The 19,204-nt window shown below is 58.1% G+C and carries 20 protein-coding genes; 16 read left to right on the top strand and 4 right to left on the bottom strand.

All coding sequences use genetic code 11. The features are described from left to right. Positions 1-68: 68 nt before the first annotated feature. From nirD to ACYCZJ_RS09630, 10 genes are all read left to right on the top strand, one after another. Entirely contained in the window at positions 69-407 is a 339-nt protein-coding gene (gene nirD, locus ACYCZJ_RS09675) for a nitrite reductase small subunit NirD (RefSeq protein WP_461554012.1), read from the top strand. A gap of 84 nt (positions 408-491) precedes the next feature. Continuing rightward, entirely contained in the window at positions 492-860 is a 369-nt protein-coding gene (locus ACYCZJ_RS09670; protein WP_461554011.1) for a sirohydrochlorin chelatase, read from the top strand. Positions 861-1,005: 145 nt separating this feature from the next. Next, positions 1,006-2,160: an amylo-alpha-1,6-glucosidase gene (locus tag ACYCZJ_RS09665; protein ID WP_461554010.1), complete on the top strand. Its 1,155-nt coding sequence runs from the start codon at positions 1,006-1,008 to the stop codon at positions 2,158-2,160. A 229-nt stretch (positions 2,161-2,389) separates the two neighbouring features. Next, positions 2,390-3,601, top strand: a complete 1,212-nt coding sequence (locus ACYCZJ_RS09660; RefSeq protein ID WP_461554009.1) for a nitrate/nitrite transporter — start codon at positions 2,390-2,392, stop codon at positions 3,599-3,601. Positions 3,602-3,606: 5 nt separating this feature from the next. Then, on the top strand, positions 3,607-5,298 hold the full coding sequence (locus ACYCZJ_RS09655) for a protein kinase domain-containing protein (RefSeq protein ID WP_461554008.1): 1,692 nt from the start codon (positions 3,607-3,609) through the stop codon (positions 5,296-5,298). Positions 5,299-5,372: 74 nt separating this feature from the next. Continuing rightward, the gene (locus ACYCZJ_RS09650) at positions 5,373-5,948 is read left to right on the top strand and encodes an ANTAR domain-containing response regulator (protein WP_461554007.1); all 576 of its coding nucleotides are present in this window, start codon (positions 5,373-5,375) and stop codon (positions 5,946-5,948) included. 262 nt (positions 5,949-6,210) lie between these two features. After that, complete coding sequence (locus ACYCZJ_RS09645; protein WP_461554006.1) at positions 6,211-7,500, top strand: CmpA/NrtA family ABC transporter substrate-binding protein; 1,290 nt, start codon at positions 6,211-6,213, stop codon at positions 7,498-7,500. A gap of 28 nt (positions 7,501-7,528) precedes the next feature. Then, positions 7,529-7,942: a globin family protein gene (locus ACYCZJ_RS09640; RefSeq protein WP_461554005.1), complete on the top strand. Its 414-nt coding sequence runs from the start codon at positions 7,529-7,531 to the stop codon at positions 7,940-7,942. Between the two features lie 76 nt (positions 7,943-8,018). Next, positions 8,019-8,909: a nitrate ABC transporter permease gene (ntrB, locus tag ACYCZJ_RS09635; RefSeq protein ID WP_461554004.1), complete on the top strand. Its 891-nt coding sequence runs from the start codon at positions 8,019-8,021 to the stop codon at positions 8,907-8,909. A gap of 10 nt (positions 8,910-8,919) precedes the next feature. Continuing rightward, positions 8,920-9,711 (top strand): ABC transporter ATP-binding protein, encoded by a 792-nt coding sequence (locus tag ACYCZJ_RS09630; protein ID WP_461554003.1) that lies wholly within the window; start codon positions 8,920-8,922, stop codon positions 9,709-9,711. Between the two features lie 67 nt (positions 9,712-9,778). Here the strand turns inward: ACYCZJ_RS09630 and ACYCZJ_RS09625 are convergent, their stop codons facing one another. Together ACYCZJ_RS09625 and ACYCZJ_RS09620 are read right to left on the bottom strand one after the other, a co-directional pair. Beyond that, a complete protein-coding gene (locus ACYCZJ_RS09625; protein ID WP_461554002.1) occupies positions 9,779-10,621 on the bottom strand; it encodes a ferritin-like domain-containing protein in 843 nt (280 codons plus the stop codon). 61 nt (positions 10,622-10,682) lie between these two features. Beyond that, positions 10,683-12,284: an NAD(P)/FAD-dependent oxidoreductase gene (locus tag ACYCZJ_RS09620; protein WP_461554001.1), complete on the bottom strand. Its 1,602-nt coding sequence runs from the start codon at positions 12,282-12,284 to the stop codon at positions 10,683-10,685. Positions 12,285-12,392: 108 nt separating this feature from the next. Here ACYCZJ_RS09620 and ylqF point away from each other — a divergent pair, with 108 nt between their 5' ends. From ylqF to ACYCZJ_RS09595, 5 genes are all read left to right on the top strand, one after another. Further along, positions 12,393-13,280, top strand: a complete 888-nt coding sequence (ylqF, locus tag ACYCZJ_RS09615) for a ribosome biogenesis GTPase YlqF (protein WP_461554000.1) — start codon at positions 12,393-12,395, stop codon at positions 13,278-13,280. Positions 13,281-13,388: 108 nt separating this feature from the next. After that, on the top strand, positions 13,389-13,820 hold the full coding sequence (locus tag ACYCZJ_RS09610; protein ID WP_461553999.1) for an Hsp20/alpha crystallin family protein: 432 nt from the start codon (positions 13,389-13,391) through the stop codon (positions 13,818-13,820). A 117-nt stretch (positions 13,821-13,937) separates the two neighbouring features. Further along, the gene (locus tag ACYCZJ_RS09605; RefSeq protein WP_461553998.1) at positions 13,938-14,927 is read left to right on the top strand and encodes an LLM class flavin-dependent oxidoreductase; all 990 of its coding nucleotides are present in this window, start codon (positions 13,938-13,940) and stop codon (positions 14,925-14,927) included. A gap of 160 nt (positions 14,928-15,087) precedes the next feature. After that, positions 15,088-15,975 carry an NAD(P)-dependent oxidoreductase gene (locus ACYCZJ_RS09600; RefSeq protein ID WP_461553997.1) on the top strand — a complete coding sequence of 296 codons (888 nt, stop codon included), beginning with the start codon at positions 15,088-15,090 and terminating at the stop codon, positions 15,973-15,975. Between the two features lie 83 nt (positions 15,976-16,058). Further along, on the top strand, positions 16,059-16,298 hold the full coding sequence (locus tag ACYCZJ_RS09595; protein WP_461553996.1) for an ArsR family transcriptional regulator: 240 nt from the start codon (positions 16,059-16,061) through the stop codon (positions 16,296-16,298). Positions 16,299-16,413: 115 nt separating this feature from the next. On the opposite strand, the gene ACYCZJ_RS09590 is transcribed toward ACYCZJ_RS09595, so the two are convergent. Together ACYCZJ_RS09590 and hda are read right to left on the bottom strand one after the other, a co-directional pair. Beyond that, positions 16,414-17,322, bottom strand: a complete 909-nt coding sequence (locus ACYCZJ_RS09590) for a cation diffusion facilitator family transporter (protein WP_461553995.1) — start codon at positions 17,320-17,322, stop codon at positions 16,414-16,416. 354 nt (positions 17,323-17,676) lie between these two features. Beyond that, complete coding sequence (gene hda / locus ACYCZJ_RS09585; RefSeq protein WP_461553994.1) at positions 17,677-18,345, bottom strand: DnaA regulatory inactivator Hda; 669 nt, start codon at positions 18,343-18,345, stop codon at positions 17,677-17,679. 104 nt (positions 18,346-18,449) lie between these two features. Here hda and ACYCZJ_RS09580 point away from each other — a divergent pair, with 104 nt between their 5' ends. Beyond that, positions 18,450-19,136, top strand: coding sequence for an NUDIX hydrolase (locus ACYCZJ_RS09580; RefSeq protein WP_461553993.1), 687 nt, complete (start codon positions 18,450-18,452; stop codon positions 19,134-19,136). Positions 19,137-19,204 lie beyond the last annotated feature (68 nt).

Raw genomic sequence — 19,204 nt, 5'->3', positions numbered from 1 at the left:
TTACTGAGAAAACCCTGTAGCCCTCTACTCTGCGGGCTCAGTGGCAACATATGAAATGAAGGAAACCAATGAGCGAATGGAAAAAAATCTGCACGCTGGACGAAATTCCCAGCCTCGGCGCACGCGTGGTGAAATCCGCGCAAGGTGACATCGCCATCTTTCGTACCGGCAACGATGAGGTATTCGCGCTGCATGATCATTGCCCGCACAAGGGCGGCCCATTGTCACAGGGCATCGTCGCTGGCAAGACCGTAACCTGCCCGATGCACGGCTGGAAAATCGGCTTGGACAGCGGCGCGGCCGAGGCCCCCGACGAAGGACATGCGCCTTGTTTGCAGGTGAAGGTGGATGAGGCTGGCGTGGTGTGGCTGGACTTGAAACAAATCGCCGCCGTCTGCGCTGCCTGAGCAATACCCCATGAGCGGCCTGAGCTGTCTCGCCGTCATCGAACGGTATCACCCGTATCGAAATGCGCTGAACGCGGCGCCGCGATGAACGGGCTGGTGCTGTTCGCGCATGGCGCCCGCGATCCACAATGGGCGGCGCCATTCCGGCGCCTTGCGGAACTGGTGGCCGCCCAGCGCCCGGGTTGGCGGGTAAGTCTTGCCTATCTGGAACTAATGACGCCGAGCCTGACAGCAGCTGTTGCTGCCCAGGTCGAAGCGGGTGCCAACCGCATCACAGTAGCGCCACTATTTCTTGGCCCTGGCGGCCACCTGAGCCGCGACTTTCCCATCCTGATGGACGAGTTGCGTGTTCGTTATCCAAACGTGAGCTTCGATATTCTGCCCGCGCTTGGTGAAAGCGACACCTTGCTGACAGCAATCGCCGCCTGGCTGACTGGGTCATTACCGGGTTAATGCGGTCTGCCCAGAGATGGTTCGGCGGATTTACTCGGATATCGAAAAACATCAGCTCTCACACATCAGCCTTTGGGATAACCTGAAGGTGTAAAATCCAGCGAAATATCATTCCCTGCTTCGCATGCCGTTAACCACATCCCTATTGCATGACTGCCTCCATGAATCGCGTCAACTGCTGCTGCGCAACCTGACGCCGCATGGCATCCGGGCGGCCTCCTCCTCGCTGCAGGCCGAACAACGGCGCTACACGCGCGTGTTCGGGCGGGACGCGGCCATCTGTGCGCTCGGCATGCTGGTTTCAGGTGAGCCTGAACTCAAAGCCGGCGCAAAAAACGGGCTCATCACCCTGGCGCACCATCAGGCTGAAAATGGACAAATCCCCAAATATGTCGACCCCGATGCCGATCAGGCCGACTTCTGGTATCTGGGCTGTATAGACGCTACGTTGTGGTGGTTGATTGCCATCAAATTTTATGCCCGGCATGAGCCCGACGCGCTCATCGAGGAAGCCCTTGCGCCGCAGATCGATAAAGCGCTGGTCTGGCTACGGTGTCAGGAACATCCGCAAATTTTTCTGGTGCGGCAGGACGAGGCCAGCGACTGGGCCGACATCATGCCGCGTTCCGGTTTTGTGCTGTACAGCAATGCACTCTGGTACTACGTGAAGCGTCTGTACCAACTGCCGCATGCGCAGGAGACAAAATTTCATTTTAACCATCTGTTTTATCCCTTTTCCAACCAGATGCCGGACTACCAGCGCCTACGGCTACTTACGCACTATGTGCGCAATGGCGCCAAACGTGGGGAACTCTATCTGAGCTTTGTCAATTTTTCCTTCTGGGGCGAAGAGGGCGACGTATTCGGCAACCTGCTTGCCGTCCTGTTCGGACTCGCCGACGATGGGCCTGCCAACCGTATCCTGCATGCCTTGCAGCAGGCCTCGGTTAATCAGCTCTGTCCGGGAACAAGCGTGCTCAACCCCATCGCTGTCACTGATCCACTGTGGCGCTCCTATATGGGCCGCCACCAACAGAACCTGGCATTCCAGTATCACAACGGTGGCGCGTGGCCCTTCATCGGCGGGTTCTGGTCGATGGCACTGGCCGCGCTGGGCAAGACGCAGTCTGCCGAGGCGATGCTGGACCAACTCGCCCGGATCAACGCCGTCAACAACTGGCAATTCAATGAATGGTTCCATGGCAAGACCGGTGAGCCGCGCGGTATGCCGGGACAATCGTGGAATGCGGCCATGTTTTTACTCGCGCACCATGCATTAACCAACAAAGTTTTTTACTAGCTGTACAGATCACCCTGCATCGGTGCACGCCCGTGCACTGATGCACCAAGCAGAGGCGCTATTTCCGGAAATCATCTGTAACAATCTTGCGATTGAATATAAGTATTTATATAAACAATATGTTGCGTGAACTTTAAATACTTGGCACGTACATTGCGTTGAAGCCTGCTGACCGGCTCACCGATGGTGAATGCCGGATAAATATACTCATTACCGCAGGAAACCGAAAATGGATAAATCATTCTGGAAAGCCGGGCACCCGCCCACCTTGTTCGCCGCATTTTTGTATTTCGACCTGTCATTCATGGTGTGGGTAATGCTGGGCCCGCTCGGTGTGCAAATTGCCACTGACCTGGGCCTGGATGCCGCGCAAAAGGGCATTATGGTCGCCACACCGATCCTTGCCGGTGCATTATTGCGCATAGTCATGGGCGTGCTGGTGGATCACTTCAAGCCGAAGATGGCCGGACTAATCGGCCAGGTGATCGTCATAGGCGCATTGGCCTGGGGATGGATGGGTGGTATTCATACCTTCCAGCAGGTATTGATTCTGGGTATGTTGCTCGGCTTTGCCGGGGCATCGTTTGCGGTGGCGCTGCCGCTGGCCTCGCGCTGGTATCCTCCCCAGCATCAGGGGACTGCGCTGGGCATCGCTGGTGCCGGTAACTCCGGTACGGTATTGGCGGCTTTGTTCGCGCCCGGGCTTGCGGTAGCATTCGGCTGGAATAGCGTGTTTGGCCTGGCGCTGATTCCCTTGGGCATGGCGCTGGCTGTGTATCTGCTGTTTGCCAAGGACAGTCCGGAATGTCCGCCGGCCAAATCCATGGCCGAGTATATGCAAGTGTTACGTGATAAGGATGCGTGGTGGTTCATGTTCTTCTATAGCGTCACGTTTGGCGGCTTTGTCGGCCTGGCCTCCAGCCTGACCATTTATTTCAATACGCAATACGGCCTGTCACCCGTTGTGGCAGGCTATTTCACGGCTGCCTGCGTGTTTGCCGGCTCATTGGTACGTCCGCTGGGTGGCATGCTGGCGGACCGCATCGGCGGCATCCGCAGTCTGCTCTTCATGTACGGTGTCGCTGCTGTCTTCCTGCTGGCAGTGAGTATCGGCATGCCCACACCCATGCTGGCGCTGGCAGTCATCGTGCCCGCCATGCTGGCGCTGGGCATGGGCAACGGCGCCGTGTTTCAGCTGGTACCGCAACGCTTCCGCCGCGAAATCGGCGTCATGACCGGCCTGGTCGGCATGGCAGGCGGCGTGGGCGGGTTCTATCTTGCTTCCAGTCTCGGCTATTCGCGTCAGCTCACCGGCAGCTATCAGACCGGCTTCATCATCTTTGCCGGCCTGACTGTAGTCGCAATGATCGGTCTGGCTAAAGTCAAAACCCGCTGGCGCACCACATGGGGTGCACCGGGCGTCGCCGGGGCACGCATTTAAGCACGATGCCGCTGCAACTCAGCATCGCTCACAGTTCCGCCGCCGGACCGCGCGAACACAACGAAGATTTCTGCGGTTTCGTTACGCCGGACGGCGCGCTGCTCACCGACAAGGGTGCGCTGGCTGTGCTGGCGGATGGTGTGTCAGGTACGGCCGGGGGCCGTGAAGCCGCAGAATACGCGGTACGCGGCCTGCTCGCCGACTATTACGCCACGCCCGACACCTGGGAAGTGCAGCATGCGCTCGACAAGGTGTTGGGCGCCATCAACCGCTGGTTGATTTCACAGGCCACCACGCGCCGTGATCTGGCCGGCATGTCATGCACGCTATCGGCGCTGGTGCTGCGCGGACAACGCTACCATCTGGCACACGTGGGCGATTCACGCATCTACCGGTTGCGCAGCGAGACCTTCACCCAGCTCACCACCGATCACGTCTGGGATCGCCCAGACATGCGCCACGTACTCAAGCGCGCGGTAGGGCTGGACAGCCACTTGGTGGCGGACTTTGCCGAAGGCGAACTGCGCGCAGGCGACGTGTTTGTGCTGGTGTCGGACGGGGTATGGGAGCCGCTCGGCGACCTCGGCATGCACACCACGCTCAACCTGCACCGCAACCCGGCGCAGGCCGCCGACGAACTGGTCCGGCTGGCGCACAAACAGGGCGGCCAGGACAACGCCAGCGCGGTTGTCGTGCGGGTAGACGCGATCGCTGAGGACAATCTGCGTGACCATCTTGCAGCTGAAAGATATCTGCCGGTGCCGCCCCGCCTCAAACCCGGTATCCGGCTGGATGATTTCGAAGTGGCCGAGGTGTTGCACGAATCGCGCATGTCCCTGCTCTACAAGGTGCGCAAGCGTAGCGACGGACGGTTATGGGTATTGAAAACACTGCCGCCGCTGGCAGCCAACCGGCCCGAATTTGCTGCTGCATTAATCCAGGAGGAATGGCTGGCGAAAAAAGTGATCGCCCATTATTTCCCGCAGGTATTGCCGCTGGCAGCAGACGAGCGCTCGGCGCTGTACTACGTGATGAGCTGGCACGCGGGCGCCACGCTGCAACAACACCTGGACGCGGGCCGGCATTTTTCCATCGCCGAAGCCACGCAAACCGGCATCCGCCTGGCCAAGGGGCTAGGCGTGCTGCACCGGCTCAACATCCTGCACCGCGACATCAAGCCCGCCAACCTGCACCTGGGCGAAGACGGCAAGCTGCGCATCCTGGATTTTGGCGTCGCCGCCAGCAGCAGCCTGCATGACACGGGCGGCGGTGCGGGCACGCCCAGCTTCATGGCACCCGAGCTGATCTCGGACGGCAGCTCGGCGACGGTGCAAAGTGATTTGTATGCGGCCGGGGTCACGCTGTATTACCTGCTCACGCGCAAATATCCCTATGGCGAAATCGAGCCGTTTCAGCACCCCCGGTATGGCGATCCGACCCTGCCTTCGCGCTATCGTCCGGAGATACCGCAGTGGCTGGAAAATCTGCTCCTGAAGGCGGTCGCGCTCAAGCCTGAAAATCGCTTTGAAACTGCGGAGGAGATGCTGCTGGCGCTGGAACAAGGCGAGCTTCGCCCGCTCGGTGCACCACGCCGCACGCCGCTGCTGGCGCGCGGCCCGGCACGGATTTGGCAGACACTGGCAGTGTTTTCCATTGTGCTTAATTTGTTGCTGATTTACCTGTTGATTGTGGCCTAAGACTCATTCATGAATGAACAAGCCTTTAGCATGATGCTTGCTTGACAGTAAATTGTATTTGAAGGATGCGCACCATGCTGACAGTACTGATTGCCGATCATGACGCTACCCGCGCCACCCGGCTGGAACACGCGTTTCGCGACCAGGGCTATGCGGTGGCCGACGTGGTGAACTCGGCTGTTGATCTGGCTGATGCAGTGGTGAAACACGCGCCCGACATCATTATCATGGGTACCGATTCGCCCGATCGCGATACCCTCGAACACCTGTGCATCGCCACGCGCGACTGCCCGCGCCCGGTGGTCATGTTCACCCAGGATGACGCCAGCGAATCCATCCGCGCGGCGCTCAAGGCCGGGGTGTCCGCCTATGTGGTCGATGGGTTGGACGCCGAGCGCATCCGTCCGATCCTGGAAGTAGCGCGGGTACGTTTTGAAGAACACCAGATACTGCTGCAGACCGCCGCCGAAACGGCGCGCAAGACACACGAACGCAACGTGATTGATGCCGCGAAACGCAAACTCATGGCGCACCGGGGTCTGTCTGAAGATGCCGCCTATCACGCCATGCGCCGCGCTTCCATGTCCGAAAACCGCCGCCTGGTGGAAATCGCAGAGTCCATTCTGCAACAGATCGGCCAGCACAGCTGACCCAGAGTTGTGCCTAAGCGCGTATTGCGCGCACTGTCAGCGTGCACATTCTGCGCTGCCTGCCGCGCCCATGCCTCGCTGAATACGCAATTTAATCGATATGAATCATCCGTTTGGAATATTTATTTCAAACAGGCACGGGGCTTGCTGTATAGCCTCCGAGTCCTGTCCAACGCTGGGCCGCACTCCGCAAAGCGCATCTATCCTTGATTCTGCAGATACCGGCGACGGGCATCTGCACGCACATACGGAGCCAGCCACAATGAGCAAGCAGCCGCACGACAGCCCTATTGATGTTATCTCTTCCACCCCGGAAAACACGCGCCGTGATTTCCTCAAAAAATCCACCGGCATCCTCGGTGCCGCCGCGCTGATGAATCTGGTCGCACCCGGCGTGCGCAGCGGCGCGTGGGCCGCCGGATCCGACGCACCGGAAAAAACCGAAGTCAAAATCGGCTTCATTCCGCTGACCGATTGCGCCTCAGTGGTGATCGCCAGCGTGCTGGGTTTCGACAAAAAATACGGCATCAAAATCACCCCCAGCAAGGAGGCCTCCTGGGCCGCCGTGCGCGACAAACTGGTGAACGGCGAACTGGATGCGGCGCACGTGCTGTATGGCCTGATTTACGGCGTGCAAATGGGTATCGGCGGGCCGAAGAAAGACATGGCCAACCTGATGACGCTGAACAACAACGGCCAGGCAATTACGCTATCCGACCAGCTCAAGAGCAAAGGCGCGGTGGACGGCGTCAGCCTCGCCAGGCTGATCAAGGCCGAGCCGCGCGAATACACTTTCGCCCAGACCTTTCCGACCGGCACACACGCCATGTGGCTGTATTACTGGCTGGCGACCTACGGCGTCAACCCGTTCACCGAAGCCAAGGTGATTACCGTGCCGCCACCGCAAATGATTGCCAACATGCGCGTCGACAACATGGACGGATTTTGCGTGGGCGAGCCGTGGAATGCCCGCGCCATCCATGACAATGTCGGTTTCACCGCCGTCACCAGCCAGGAAATCTGGAAAGACCACCCGGAGAAAATTCTCGGCACCAGCGCCGAATGGGTCGCCAAACACCCGAATACCGCGCGCGCGCTGATCATGGCGGTGCTGGATGCCTCACGCTACATCGACACCATGAGCAACCGCACCCAGATCGCCGGAATCATCGCTGCGAAATCCTACGTGAACACCGACATCGCTTCCATCGAAGGCCGCATGCATGGCCAGTATGAAAATGGCCTGGGCAAAAAATGGCAGGATCCGAATTACATGAAATTCTTCAACGACGGCAAGGTGAACTTCCCCTACCTCTCCGATGGCATGTGGTTCCTCACCCAGCACAAGCGTTGGGGCCTGCTGAAAACCGACCCGGACTATCTGGCCGAGGCGCAAAAGGTCAACCAGATCAAGCTCTATACCGAGGCCGCCACCCAGCTCAAGATTGCCGTGCCGAAGAGCCCGATGCGCTCCGCCAAGCTGATCGACGGCGTGGTATGGGACGGCACGAATCCGAAGAAATACGCCAACGGCTTCAAGATCCATGCTTAGCCCTCACTAAACATACAAGGAAACGGTCATGACACCCGAGCAAATCACGCTGGTCAAATCCAGCTGGCAACAGGTTCTGCCCATCAAGGACACCGCCGCGGGCCTGTTTTACACCCGGCTGTTTGAGCTGGACCCCTCCTTGCGCAGCCTGTTCAAAGGCGACATGGCCGAGCAGGGGCGCAAGCTGATGACCATGATCAACACGGTGGTCAACAGCCTCGACCAGTTGGGACCGATTCTGGGTGCCGTTGGAGACCTGGGACGACGCCATGCCGGATACGGGGTGCATGACCATCACTACGACACCGTGGGAGAGGCATTGATCTGGACGCTCGGCCAAGGCCTGGGCGAGGGCTTCACGCCGGCCGTAAAGCTGGCCTGGGTCAACGCCTACACCACACTGGCCACCGCCATGAAGCAGGCTGCGTGCGCTACGACATGACGCCCGTTATTGCCCCGGCTGATCACTCTGACAACCGTCATATGCGCGCGGCAAACAGCAATTAAGGAGATTCACCATGAGTGCTATATACGGAACCCTTCAACACAGTCCGACCGCTGAGGAAAACTCAGCACCGACTGTGCTTCAACCTACACAACCCGAACCCAGCCTGACCAAACCTGCGTTCAACGCCAAGGAAAAGCTCGGCGCCGTGTTGCGCGTCCTGATCCCACCCTTGTTGGGCATAGCAGCCTTTCTCGGCATCTGGGCACTGATCGCACAGGAAACAAGCAACCTGCCCGGTCCCTACAAAACCTGGATTTCGGCGCAGGCATTATTCGCCCATCCGTTTTATAACAATGGCCCCAACGACCAGGGTATCGGCTGGAACATCCTGTATTCGCTCTATCGGGTGGGCCTCGGCTTTGGCATGGCTGCCTTGGTCGGCATTCCGCTGGGCTTCATGATCGGCCGCTTCAAATTCCTCGCAGCGATGACCGCACCCATCATCAGCCTGCTGCGGCCGGTTTCACCGCTGGCTTGGCTACCCATAGGCCTGCTGGTGTTCCACCGCGCCGAGCCAGCCTCAATCTGGGTCATTTTCATCTCCAGCATCTGGCCGATGGTACTCAACACTGCAGTCGGCGTGCGTCAGATACCGCAGGATTATCTCAACGTCGCTCGCGTGCTGAATTTGTCCGAGTGGAAGATATTCAGCCGTATCCTGTTCCCTGCCGTGGTGCCGCACGTACTCACCGGAGTGCGCCTGTCCATCGGCATTGCCTGGCTGGTGATCGTCGCCGCCGAAATGCTCACCGGCGGCGTGGGGATTGGCTTCTGGGTATGGGATGAGTGGAACAACCTCAACGTCGCACACATCATCATCGCCATCTTCGTGGTCGGGATTGTCGGCCTGCTGCTGGAACAGGCGCTGGTACTGATTGCCAAACGCTTTAGCTACGAATAAAGAGAACATCATGGAAAAATTCGTACAGCTGGAAAAAGTGGACGTCACCTTCCCCACAAAAAAAGGCGCATTTCACGCGTTGCACAATATCAATCTGAACATCGCTCAGGGACAATTTTTTACCCTGATCGGCCACTCCGGTTGCGGCAAATCGACCCTGCTCAACGTGGTGGCCGGCCTGCAGGATGCCAGCAGCGGCATGGCACTCTGTGCCGGACGCGAGATCAAGGGACCGGGGCCGGAACGCGGCGTGGTATTCCAGAACCACTCGTTGTTACCCTGGCTCACATGCCACGACAACATCTACCTCGCTGTGGAGCGCGTGTTTGGCCGCCAGGAAGGCAAAGCCAGACTCAAACAGCGTACCGTTGACGCGCTGGCTCTGGTGGGACTTGCCCATGCCGCGCACAAACGCCCGCATGAAATCTCCGGCGGCATGAAGCAACGCGTCGGCATTGCCCGCGCGCTGGCGATGGAACCCAAAATACTGCTGATGGACGAACCGTTCGGTGCGCTCGACGCGCTGACCCGCGCACATCTGCAGGACGAGTTGATGAAAATCGTTGCCGCAACGCAAAGCACCGTCATCATGGTGACCCATGACGTCGACGAAGCTGTGCTGCTGTCCGACCGCATTGTGATGATGACCAACGGCCCGGCTGCCACCATCGGCGAAATTCTCACGGTGGACTTGCCGCAGCCGCGCGACCGCTTGGCGCTGGCCAACAACGCGCATTACCATCACTTGCGCGCTCGCGTGCTGGAGTTCCTGTACCAGCGCCAGATGCGGCCTGCAGCCTGAATTTAGCCGGATGCTGTCGACGCTTCGAGCAACGCCATAAACCAGTACCTGCCGCGCATAGCGTGCATCACGGCGCGACGACGCGTTGTGCCTGGCGCATCAGCAGCGGCATTGCCATGCGGTTGATAAAGCCAGGCAGACGCATCGGTTTGAGCAGCATTTTCACCGTCATTTCGTAAGGGTAGTCGGCGCGCGCCCAATGTCCGGCGGTGTGTTGGAAGTGCTGAAAATCTTTGGGGCTGAATTTCAGTCCCGGGTTGCGTACCTCAAATGCGTTTTTTACTGCCAAGTAGGCATCTTCCTGACCGATCTCGCCCAATCGCTCCCGCAGTACACGTGCCACTTGCCAGCGTGACGGACGCTCTATCTCGCGATAGCGCAGGAAAAAGTGGTAAAAGTATTTGAAATGTCCCACTTCGTCGCTGCGAATATGCCCTACCAGTGCGGTCAATACGGGTTCTGGACTGATCTGATGCAATAAGCCATACAGGCCCGAGGTGCCGGTTTCAACAACACAGCGCGCCACCATTTCCAACGCCCGCGTAGGCTCCAGCAGTTCGGGTTTGCAGAACGGGCGATAATCCGCGCAGAAACCATCGAACGCAGCCTGCCAGTCAAACGCAGGCCATACCGTTTCCACGTAGCGGCGCAAGGCACTGCCATGCTGCAGCTCCTCCGGTTCCCAGCGCTCGCTCAACCATTGGGTGACTTCGGTATCGCCCTCCATATGGCCCAGCAGATTGCGGGTGAATAAATCAGAAAAACTCTCCACAAATGATGCGCCCGCCAATACATAAAACCACGTCTCTTCGTTGACAATGTTCTCGTGCGCGATGCGATCATAGGCAATCTGGTCTAACGACCATGGGTGGGGTGCGCCAAAGGGTAGATATGTATCCGGGTCTGGCATATTAAACTCACCTGTTTGTTGTTTATTGTATGAGGTCTGACCAAAACGGGTGTCTGAGGTTCTATTGAGTGACAATAGCCAATGCTACGGCCTCAGCAACTTTGATGCCATCTACGGCAGCAGACAAAATCCCGCCTGCGTATCCGGCGCCCTCGCCTGCCGGATACAAACCCTGCGTATTGAGGCTCTGATAGCCTTCGTTGCGGGTGATGCGGATGGGTGACGAGGTGCGCGTTTCCACGCCGGTGAGTACCGCATCATGCATGGCAAAACCACGGATTTGCTTGTCGAACGCCGGTAGTGCCTCTCGTATTGCGGCAATAACATAATCCGGCAAACTGCTGTCCAGCGTACCCAGCTTCACGCCCGGCGTGTAGGACGGCAACACCGTACTGAATTCGTTTGACGCGCGCCCGGCAATAAAATCGCCCACCAATTGCCCCGGCGCGCAGTAATCACGGCCGCCCAGCTCAAACGCTTGCGTTTCCCAATGGCGCTGAAAAGCAATCCCGGCCAGCGGATGACCAGGATAGTCGTCGGGGGTGACGCCCACCACGATGCCCGCATTGGCGTTGCGCTCGTTGCGCGAATACTGGCTCATGCCATTGGTGACCACGCGCCCCGGTTCGGAAGCCGCCGCCACCACCGTGCCGCCCGGGCACATGCAAAAGCTGTATACCGCACGGCCATTTTGCGCATGATGGACCAGCTTGTAGTCGGCGGCTCCCAGCTCAGGATGGCCGGCGCGATCGCCAAAGCGACAGTGATCTATCAGCGACTGCGGATGCTCGATGCGAAATCCCACCGAAAACGGTTTGGCCTCGATATGCACGCCGCGCTGATACAGCATTTCAAAGGTATCGCGAGCGCTGTGCCCCACCGCCAGCACCACATGGCGGGCAGCGATGTGCTCGCCGCTGGCCAGCGTCACGCCGCGCACCTGGCCATCTTCGATGTCCAGATTACCCACGCGGCATTGGAAGCGTATTTCGCCCCCCAGTGATTCAATCGTGGCGCGAATTTTTTCTACCATGCCGACCAGCCGGAACGTGCCGATGTGCGGCTTGCTGACAAATGCAATCTCCGGCGGCGCACCCGCCTTGATGAATTCGGCGATCACCTTGCGTCCCAGGTGCTTGGGATCCTTGATCTGGCTGTAGAGCTTGCCGTCCGAAAACGTGCCCGCGCCGCCCTCGCCGAACTGCACATTGGATTCCGGATTCAACACTCCATTGCGCCACAAACCCCAGGTGTCCTTGGTACGCTCGCGCACCGCCTTGCCGCGCTCCAGGATGATGGGACGGAATCCCATCTGCGCCAGAATCAGCCCGGCAAACATGCCGCACGGCCCGGTGCCGATAACCACTGGACGCTGGGTTGGATGCGTCGCAGCCTGGGCAACAAAGTGGTAGCTGGTGTCCGGCGCACGCGCGACCTGCCGGTCATTTTTCAGGCGGCGCAGCACCACCTCTTCGTCTTTGACCTCGACATCCAGCGTATAAGTAAAGGTAATCAGCGGGCGCTTGCGCGCATCATGCCCGCGCCGAAATATCGTGTAGCCGAGCAACGCTTCGTCTGCAATGCCCAAGCGGCGCAGTATTTCCGCCCTGAGGGCAGCTTCAGGATGGTCGAGCGGGAGCTTGAGTTCGGTGATACGCAGCATGTGTTGCCTTCAATCAGGAGCCAATGGGCCATTTTACCGTGCAACGGCAGACAGCACGCGGGCCGCGCCTGAGGTAAAATAAGCTTTTGATTAGATTGTAAATTACGCATGGCCATTCAATGGTATCCCGGACACATGACCGCGGCGCGCAAAAAGGCCGCCGAAACCATGGCGCAGACCGACATGGTGATCGAGGTCGTCGACGCACGCCTGCCCGAAGCCAGCAGCAATCCGATGATTGCCGAATTGCGCCTCGCACGCCAACGCCCCTGCCTGAAAATCCTCAACAAGGCCGATCTGGCCGACCCGGCAGCGACGCAAGCCTGGCTCAAATTCTATAACGCTCAAAAGGGCGTCAAGGCGGTGGCGCTGTCATGCAAAAAAGCCGGCGATGTCGCCAAAATCCCTGCGCTTTGCCTGGCCCTGGCACCGCACCGCGGCACGCCGATCAAACCGCTGCGTATGATGATCATGGGCATCCCCAACGTCGGCAAATCCACCTTGATGAACGCATTGCTCAAACGCCGTGTAGCCAAGGTAGGCGATGAACCCGCGGTGACCAAAAGCCAGCAGCGGCTGGTACTCAACGACAGCATGACGCTGATAGACACCCCCGGCATGCTATGGCCGAAAATCGAACACGAACGCGACGGCCTGATGCTGGCAGCCAGCCATGCGGTAGGGCGCAACGCGGTGATCGACGAAGAAGTGGCTACGTTCCTTGCCGACAGCCTGGTTGCAAATTACCCGGCCCTGGTGCAGGCGCGTTATGGCTTTACGCTGGATGAAATGGATGGCGTCGGCGTCATCGAGGCCATCGCCAAACGCCGCGGTTACCGTTTGAAGGGCGGCGAGGCCGACCTGGAAAAAGCTGCGTTGACCCTGTTGCAGGATTATCGTGACGGCTCGCTGGGACGCGTCAGCCTGGAGACTCCCGAGCAACGACGCAGCATGTTAAACCCGCCTGACGCACTGGAGACGGATGTCCCGGAATAGCTGCGCGAACAGCCCTTGAAATTTCTTCAGCAGTAAACATATCTGTCTCAGGCAGGCATTCATTCGATTGACGGCCTGATGATCAACCTGAAAAGAAGGAGTTTTGAAATGGCAAATATTTCCCGTTACGACCCTTTTGATTTCACCGTCGAACCATTCGATGACCTGTTCCGTGGCTTTTTCCGCCCGGTGCGCGCTACCAATAGCGAGGCTGCCGTACAAATCAAGATGGATGTGAAAGAAGATGAACAGGGCTACACCGTGCATGCCGATGTACCCGGCGTGAAAAAGGAAGACATTCACGTTACCATTGATGGCAACCAGGTCTCGCTCAGCGCAGAAGTCAAGCGCGAAACCGGGAACAAAGATGGTGAAAAACTGTTGCGCTCGGAACGCTACTTCGGCAAAGCCTATCGCAGCTTTACCTTGGGCAGCGACATCGACGATGCGGCCGCAGAGGCGAAGTACCATGATGGCGTGCTGGAGCTACGCTTGCCGAAAAAGGCAGCAGCCTCCGCAAAACGGCTGGAAATCCATTAAAGCATTTCCCTTTTCCAGGCGGCAGTCGCCGCCTTTTTTATGGGTATGGGGTTTCGCCTCACGAACATTGTTCGGATTTACCCTTGTCTTTGTGGCTATCGCTCCCAGGTCGAACGCATGATCCCCTTTTCCATCCTCGATCTATCTCCAATCACCGAAGGCAGCAACGCTGCCCAGTCGTTTCGCAACACGCTTGATCTTGCCAGGCACGCAGAGCGCTGGGGTTACCAGCGCTTCTGGCTGGCCGAGCATCATGGCATGCCGGGCATTGCCAGTGCCGCGACCGCTGTCCTGATCGGGCATGTCGCGGGTGGCACGTCGACCATCCGCGTCGGTGCCGGCGGGATCATGTTGCCCAACCATTCGCCTCTGGTGATCGCCGAACAGTTCGGAACGCTGGAATCGCTTTACCCAGGACGGATTGACCTGGGTCTCGGACGCGCGCCAGGCTCGGATCAACTTACCGCACGTGCCTTGCGCCGAAATCTCGCTTCCGATGCCGATCAGTTTCCCCAGGACGTTGTCGAACTGATGGATTACTTCGCGGCGACGCAACGGCACGCGGTTCGTGCCGTTCCGGGCGCCGGCCTCAATGTTCCGATATGGATTTTGGGCTCGAGTCTTTTTGGGGCACAGCTGGCTGCGGACCTGGGTCTGCCCTACGCATTCGCGTCGCATTTTGCACCCGCGCAAATGATGCAGGCGCTTGCCTTATACCGCGCCACCTTCAGGCCGTCTGCCCATCTGGAGAAACCGTATGTGATGCTCGGCTTCAACGTGTTTGCGGCAGATTCGGAAGAAGAGGCGCAATTTCTCGCCACATCAATGCAGCAAGCATTTGTCAGCCTGCGCAGCGGTCATCCCAAGCGTCTGCCGCCACCCGAGAACGGCTATATGAATCGCATCGGTCCCCCGGAACGGGCCCTGCTGGACCAGGTTCTGTCATGCTCAGCAATTGGCTCGAGCGACACAGTAAAGCTTAAACTGGAAGCATTCATCGAACAAACCGGGGCGGATGAATTGATGATCACGTCGCAGATTTTCGATCATTCTGCGCGCCTCCGGTCATATGAAATCACCGCCAACCTCCGCGCAATGCTGCGGTGACAACCCGCTCTCAACCTGGGCCCCCGCTTCTCACTATCAGAGGACATACGCGAAACGCAAGAGATGCTCGACTTTTGTGCCCAACATGACATTGTCTCGGATATCGAACTCATCAACATGGTGAATTTGTAAAAAACACTGATCTGCTTTTTGGAGAATAATGATGAAAACAGGATTTATCGGACTGGGGAAAATGGGCGCAGGCATGGCCTCCCGCCTGTGTCAGGCAGGATACGAGCTTACCGTCTACAACCGATCTGTAGAACGTCTGCAGCCGCTGATTGCGGCGGGGGCCAAGGCCGCGAAAAATATTGCGGAAGTTTGCGATGCCGAGGTGGTTTTCACCATGCTGGCCAATGATGCCGCGCTGAGTGAAGTGACACTGGGCCCTTCAGGCATTCTGGAGCATCTCAAGCCCGGCGCCATACACGTCTCCTGCAGTACCGTGAGCGTCGCCTTGTCCGCACAGCTTGCCGATGCGCACAGTGAAAAACAGCAGGGCTTCATTGCCGCACCTATATTCGGCAGGCCGGATGCCGCCGCAGCCGGTAAGCTTTTCATGGTCGCGGCGGGAAAACAGGAGCTCATCGCAAAGATCCAACCGTTGCTGAGCATTCTGGGCCAGCGTACTTTCATCGTGTCAGATGATCCTGAAAAAGCTAATCTGGTGAAGTTGAGTGGCAATTTCCTCATCGCAACGGTGATCGAGTCGCTGGGCGAGGCCATGGCGCTGGTGGAAAAAGGCGGCGTAGATCGGCATCAGTATCTCGATCTGCTCACCTCCAGCCTGTTCAATGTACCTCTGTACAAGAACTATGGCACCATGATTGCTGATCGCCATTTTGAACCTGCCGGGTTTGCCGCTCACCTGGGCCAAAAAGATATGCGACTGGTTCTGGCCGCAGCCGAGGATTTGAAAGTGCCGCTGCCTTTTGCCAGCATCTTGCGCGATCGTTTCCTGGATTTGGCGGCTCATGGCGGTGATAATCTCGACTGGTCAGCCGTAGGCAGTCTTGCGGCGAAAGATGCGGCGATCATTTCTGTTTGAGTATGTTGCGAAATTTTTAATGGCTTTTCACCATGGCGCCAACACTTCGACTGCTTTTTTAATGTTCGTGGGGAGTATTTGCGTTGCACCAGATTCTGCAATACCTTAAAAAACACGGCGAGAAACTGGATTCGGAGATCGCCCATGACACAGGTATCTCACTGGCAAACGTGCGCCTCTCCGTATCAAAACTGACAGCCAGTGGGGAGGTGATCGCGTGCCACTCGATTCGGTTTGAAAAAGGCAAGAAGAGTGAGGCGACGCTCTGTCGGGTGGCGGGATATATTCCGCCTGCAGCCCCTGGAAGAAAACCGAAAGCGTAGAATATAGCGGTTGGCGTGTAACAGACCGTTCGCCACTCAATAATGCTTTTGAGAAAATCATCTATATCCGCTCAGACCGGGGAATCATCATTCACCTATCCATCGGCCAGCAGGCTCAATCCGCCAGACGATCCAACTCCTGATCCGCCAAGGAGGCGGGGTCTTCCTTCGGTTCCAGGTGAGTAGTGATGTGAGCGTGTGGCACAGCTTGCCGGACCTCGGCTTCGATCCGTTCCGACCAGTCATGCCCATGCTGGACCGTCCAGGCACCAGGCACCAGGACATGCAAGGTGATGAAGGCACGGGTGCCGGCCTGACGCGTGCGCAAGGCGTGGAACTCCAGCCCCTGCTGGCGGTAGCCATCCAGCACACTTTCAATCGCCTTCAGTTCTTCCTCGGGGATGGAAACATCCATCAAACCCGCGGCGGAACGCTGTAGCAGTTGCCACCCGGTCCACACAATATTCATGGCCACCAGGATGGCAATCGCCGGGTCGAGCCAGAGCCAGCCAGTCACCCACACCAGTCCGACCCCAGCAATGACCCCCGCTGACGTCCAGACATCGGCGAGCAGATGATGCGCGTCGGCCTCCAAGGTGATGGATCTGAACTTTTTGCCCGCCCCCATGAGGATGCGTGAAACGGCTAGATTAATCACCGAAGCGACCACCGACACTAGCAGTCCGATGCCCACCGCTTCGATCGGCTGCGGATTGAGCAGGCGCTCGATGGCTGCATAGGCGATGCTGGCGGCTGCAACGAGAATGAGAAAGCCTTCGAATGCGCTGGAAAAGTACTCCGCCTTTCCATGCCCGTGCGCATGGTTGTCGTCCGCCGGCAAGGCTGCCAGTGACAACATGGCCAGCGCCATCATTGCCCCCGCCAGATTGACGAAGGACTCGAGTGCATCGGAAAGCAACCCCACCGAGCCGGTGAGCCGCCAGGCCCAACCCTTGAGCAGGATAGTGGCCAGGGCTGCGGCGATGGAAAGCCAGGCATAGCGTTTGAGGGGGGCAGACAGCATATCGACTCTTCTTCACGAGGGAGATCGAGACTGGCTTTCCAGACTCAAATCCATTAAACCATTTTTTCTATATTGCTCTCAATTCCTGAAGCGCGCCTACCAGTGCATCCCAGCGCCCATCTTTCAACATCCGCTGATATGTAGCAGCTACGACCGGTTTATAAAGTTTGCCATAGGCTAAATTTTTCCATGCAACGCCCTGTCCAAATTTGTCGAGGACGCAATCCACGGTTTTGCGCAGGCTGTACGTGAAAGGTTTTCCAGCGGGGACAATGCATTCAACGAATGACCATTCTTTATCTGAAAGATGCCACTTGCTATTCCCACTCGGTAATGCACGCTCCGAATATTTTTTTATTCCGCGCGCAAAACTTCCCGCAACAACGGCACTGTCACCGCTCGTTTGGTTGCCAGTGAATAGTGGTCAAGCGTGTCCAGCGCCGCCAGTAACGACGGCAGATCACGCCGCCAGTGGCGCAACAGGTAATCGGCGACGCCGGGTTGCAGGTCGAAGCCGCGCCCGGCTGCGTGGGTGGCCAGCGCCTGAACTTTGTCCGCATCGGTCAGTGCCTGCACCTGATATACCAGCCCCCAACCCAGCCGCGTAGTCAGGTCGATGCGTAACGCGAGCTGGGCCGGTGCTGCGTTGCCTGCTACCAGGATTCGACCTTGGCCTTCACGTACCGAATTGATTCGGTTGAACAGGTTGATCTGAGCGTTGGGGTCAAGCATGTCGACATCATCTACCGCCAGAAAATCGATCGGCCGATCTACTTCATCAGCAACTGCTGACGTGGAGAGGTAATTTGCCTCTAATCCGCATGCGGTAGCCGCAGCCACCGCAGCCTGCAGCAAATGTGACCTGCCACTGCCGGATGCTCCCCAGAGATAGATTTGGCACTCGTTGCCCTGCCCCGTTGCCAGTTCGCCCACGACGTGCAGCAATTCCGCATTGTCTCCTGTGACAAAATTGCCAAGGCTGGGGGAAGGCGGCGCAACGATATCGAGTAGCAATTGTTTCATGCGCCGCATTTTAACAGGCATCGAGGGAGATGCTGGTATCACCCTCAAAATCTGCTTGACATAGTGTTCATGCAACACTATCTTGGTGGTGTATTTCGTACACCATGGCTGAATATCCGATGAAACCGTTTTGCTACGACTATCCACATCCGGCGGTCACCACCGACATCGCGCTGTTCACCATCCGTGAAGAGCGTCTGGCGGTATTGTTGATCCGGCGCCGTGCCGCGCCGTTTCAGGGTTGCTGGGCGCTGCCGGGCGGTTTCGTGGAAACGGACGAATGTCTGGAAGACTGCGCGCTGCGTGAGCTGGCCGAAGAAACCGGTGTGACCGGCGTGTATCTGGAGCAGCTCTATACCTTTGGCAAACCCGACCGCGACCCACGCGAGCGCATTATCAGCGTGACTTATTACGCGCTGGCGCCCAGCGAAATTCTCTCGCCGGTGGCGGGATCGGATGCGGCGGAAGTCGCCTGGTTTGCGATGGATGCACTGCCGGAACTGGCATTCGACCATCGCGAGGTGATCGCGCTGGCCCAGCACAGGCTGCGCGCCAAACTGGATTATTCCACCGTGGCATTCGGGTTCATGCAAGAGGAGTTCACTTTGGGCGAATTGCAAAAAGTCTACGAAACCATACGCGGCGAGGCGCTGGACAAGCGCAATTTCCGCAAGCACATTCTGGCGCTTGATCTCATCAGCGAAACCGGCACCAGCCGCCGGGTCGGCAGTCACCGCCCGGCAAAACTCTACCGCGTGCAGCACCCCGGCGCGGTGCTCTATATCAAGTGAGGCCGACCATGAACATCATGCCCCTGATCCAGATGCCCAAAGCGCCCAATATCATTGCGCCGCCGATG

The sequence above is a fragment of the Sulfuriferula sp. genome (assembly GCF_054605375.1).
The sequence above is the reverse complement of the archived record's forward strand: the minus strand, read 5'-3'. Positions and strand labels throughout refer to the sequence as shown.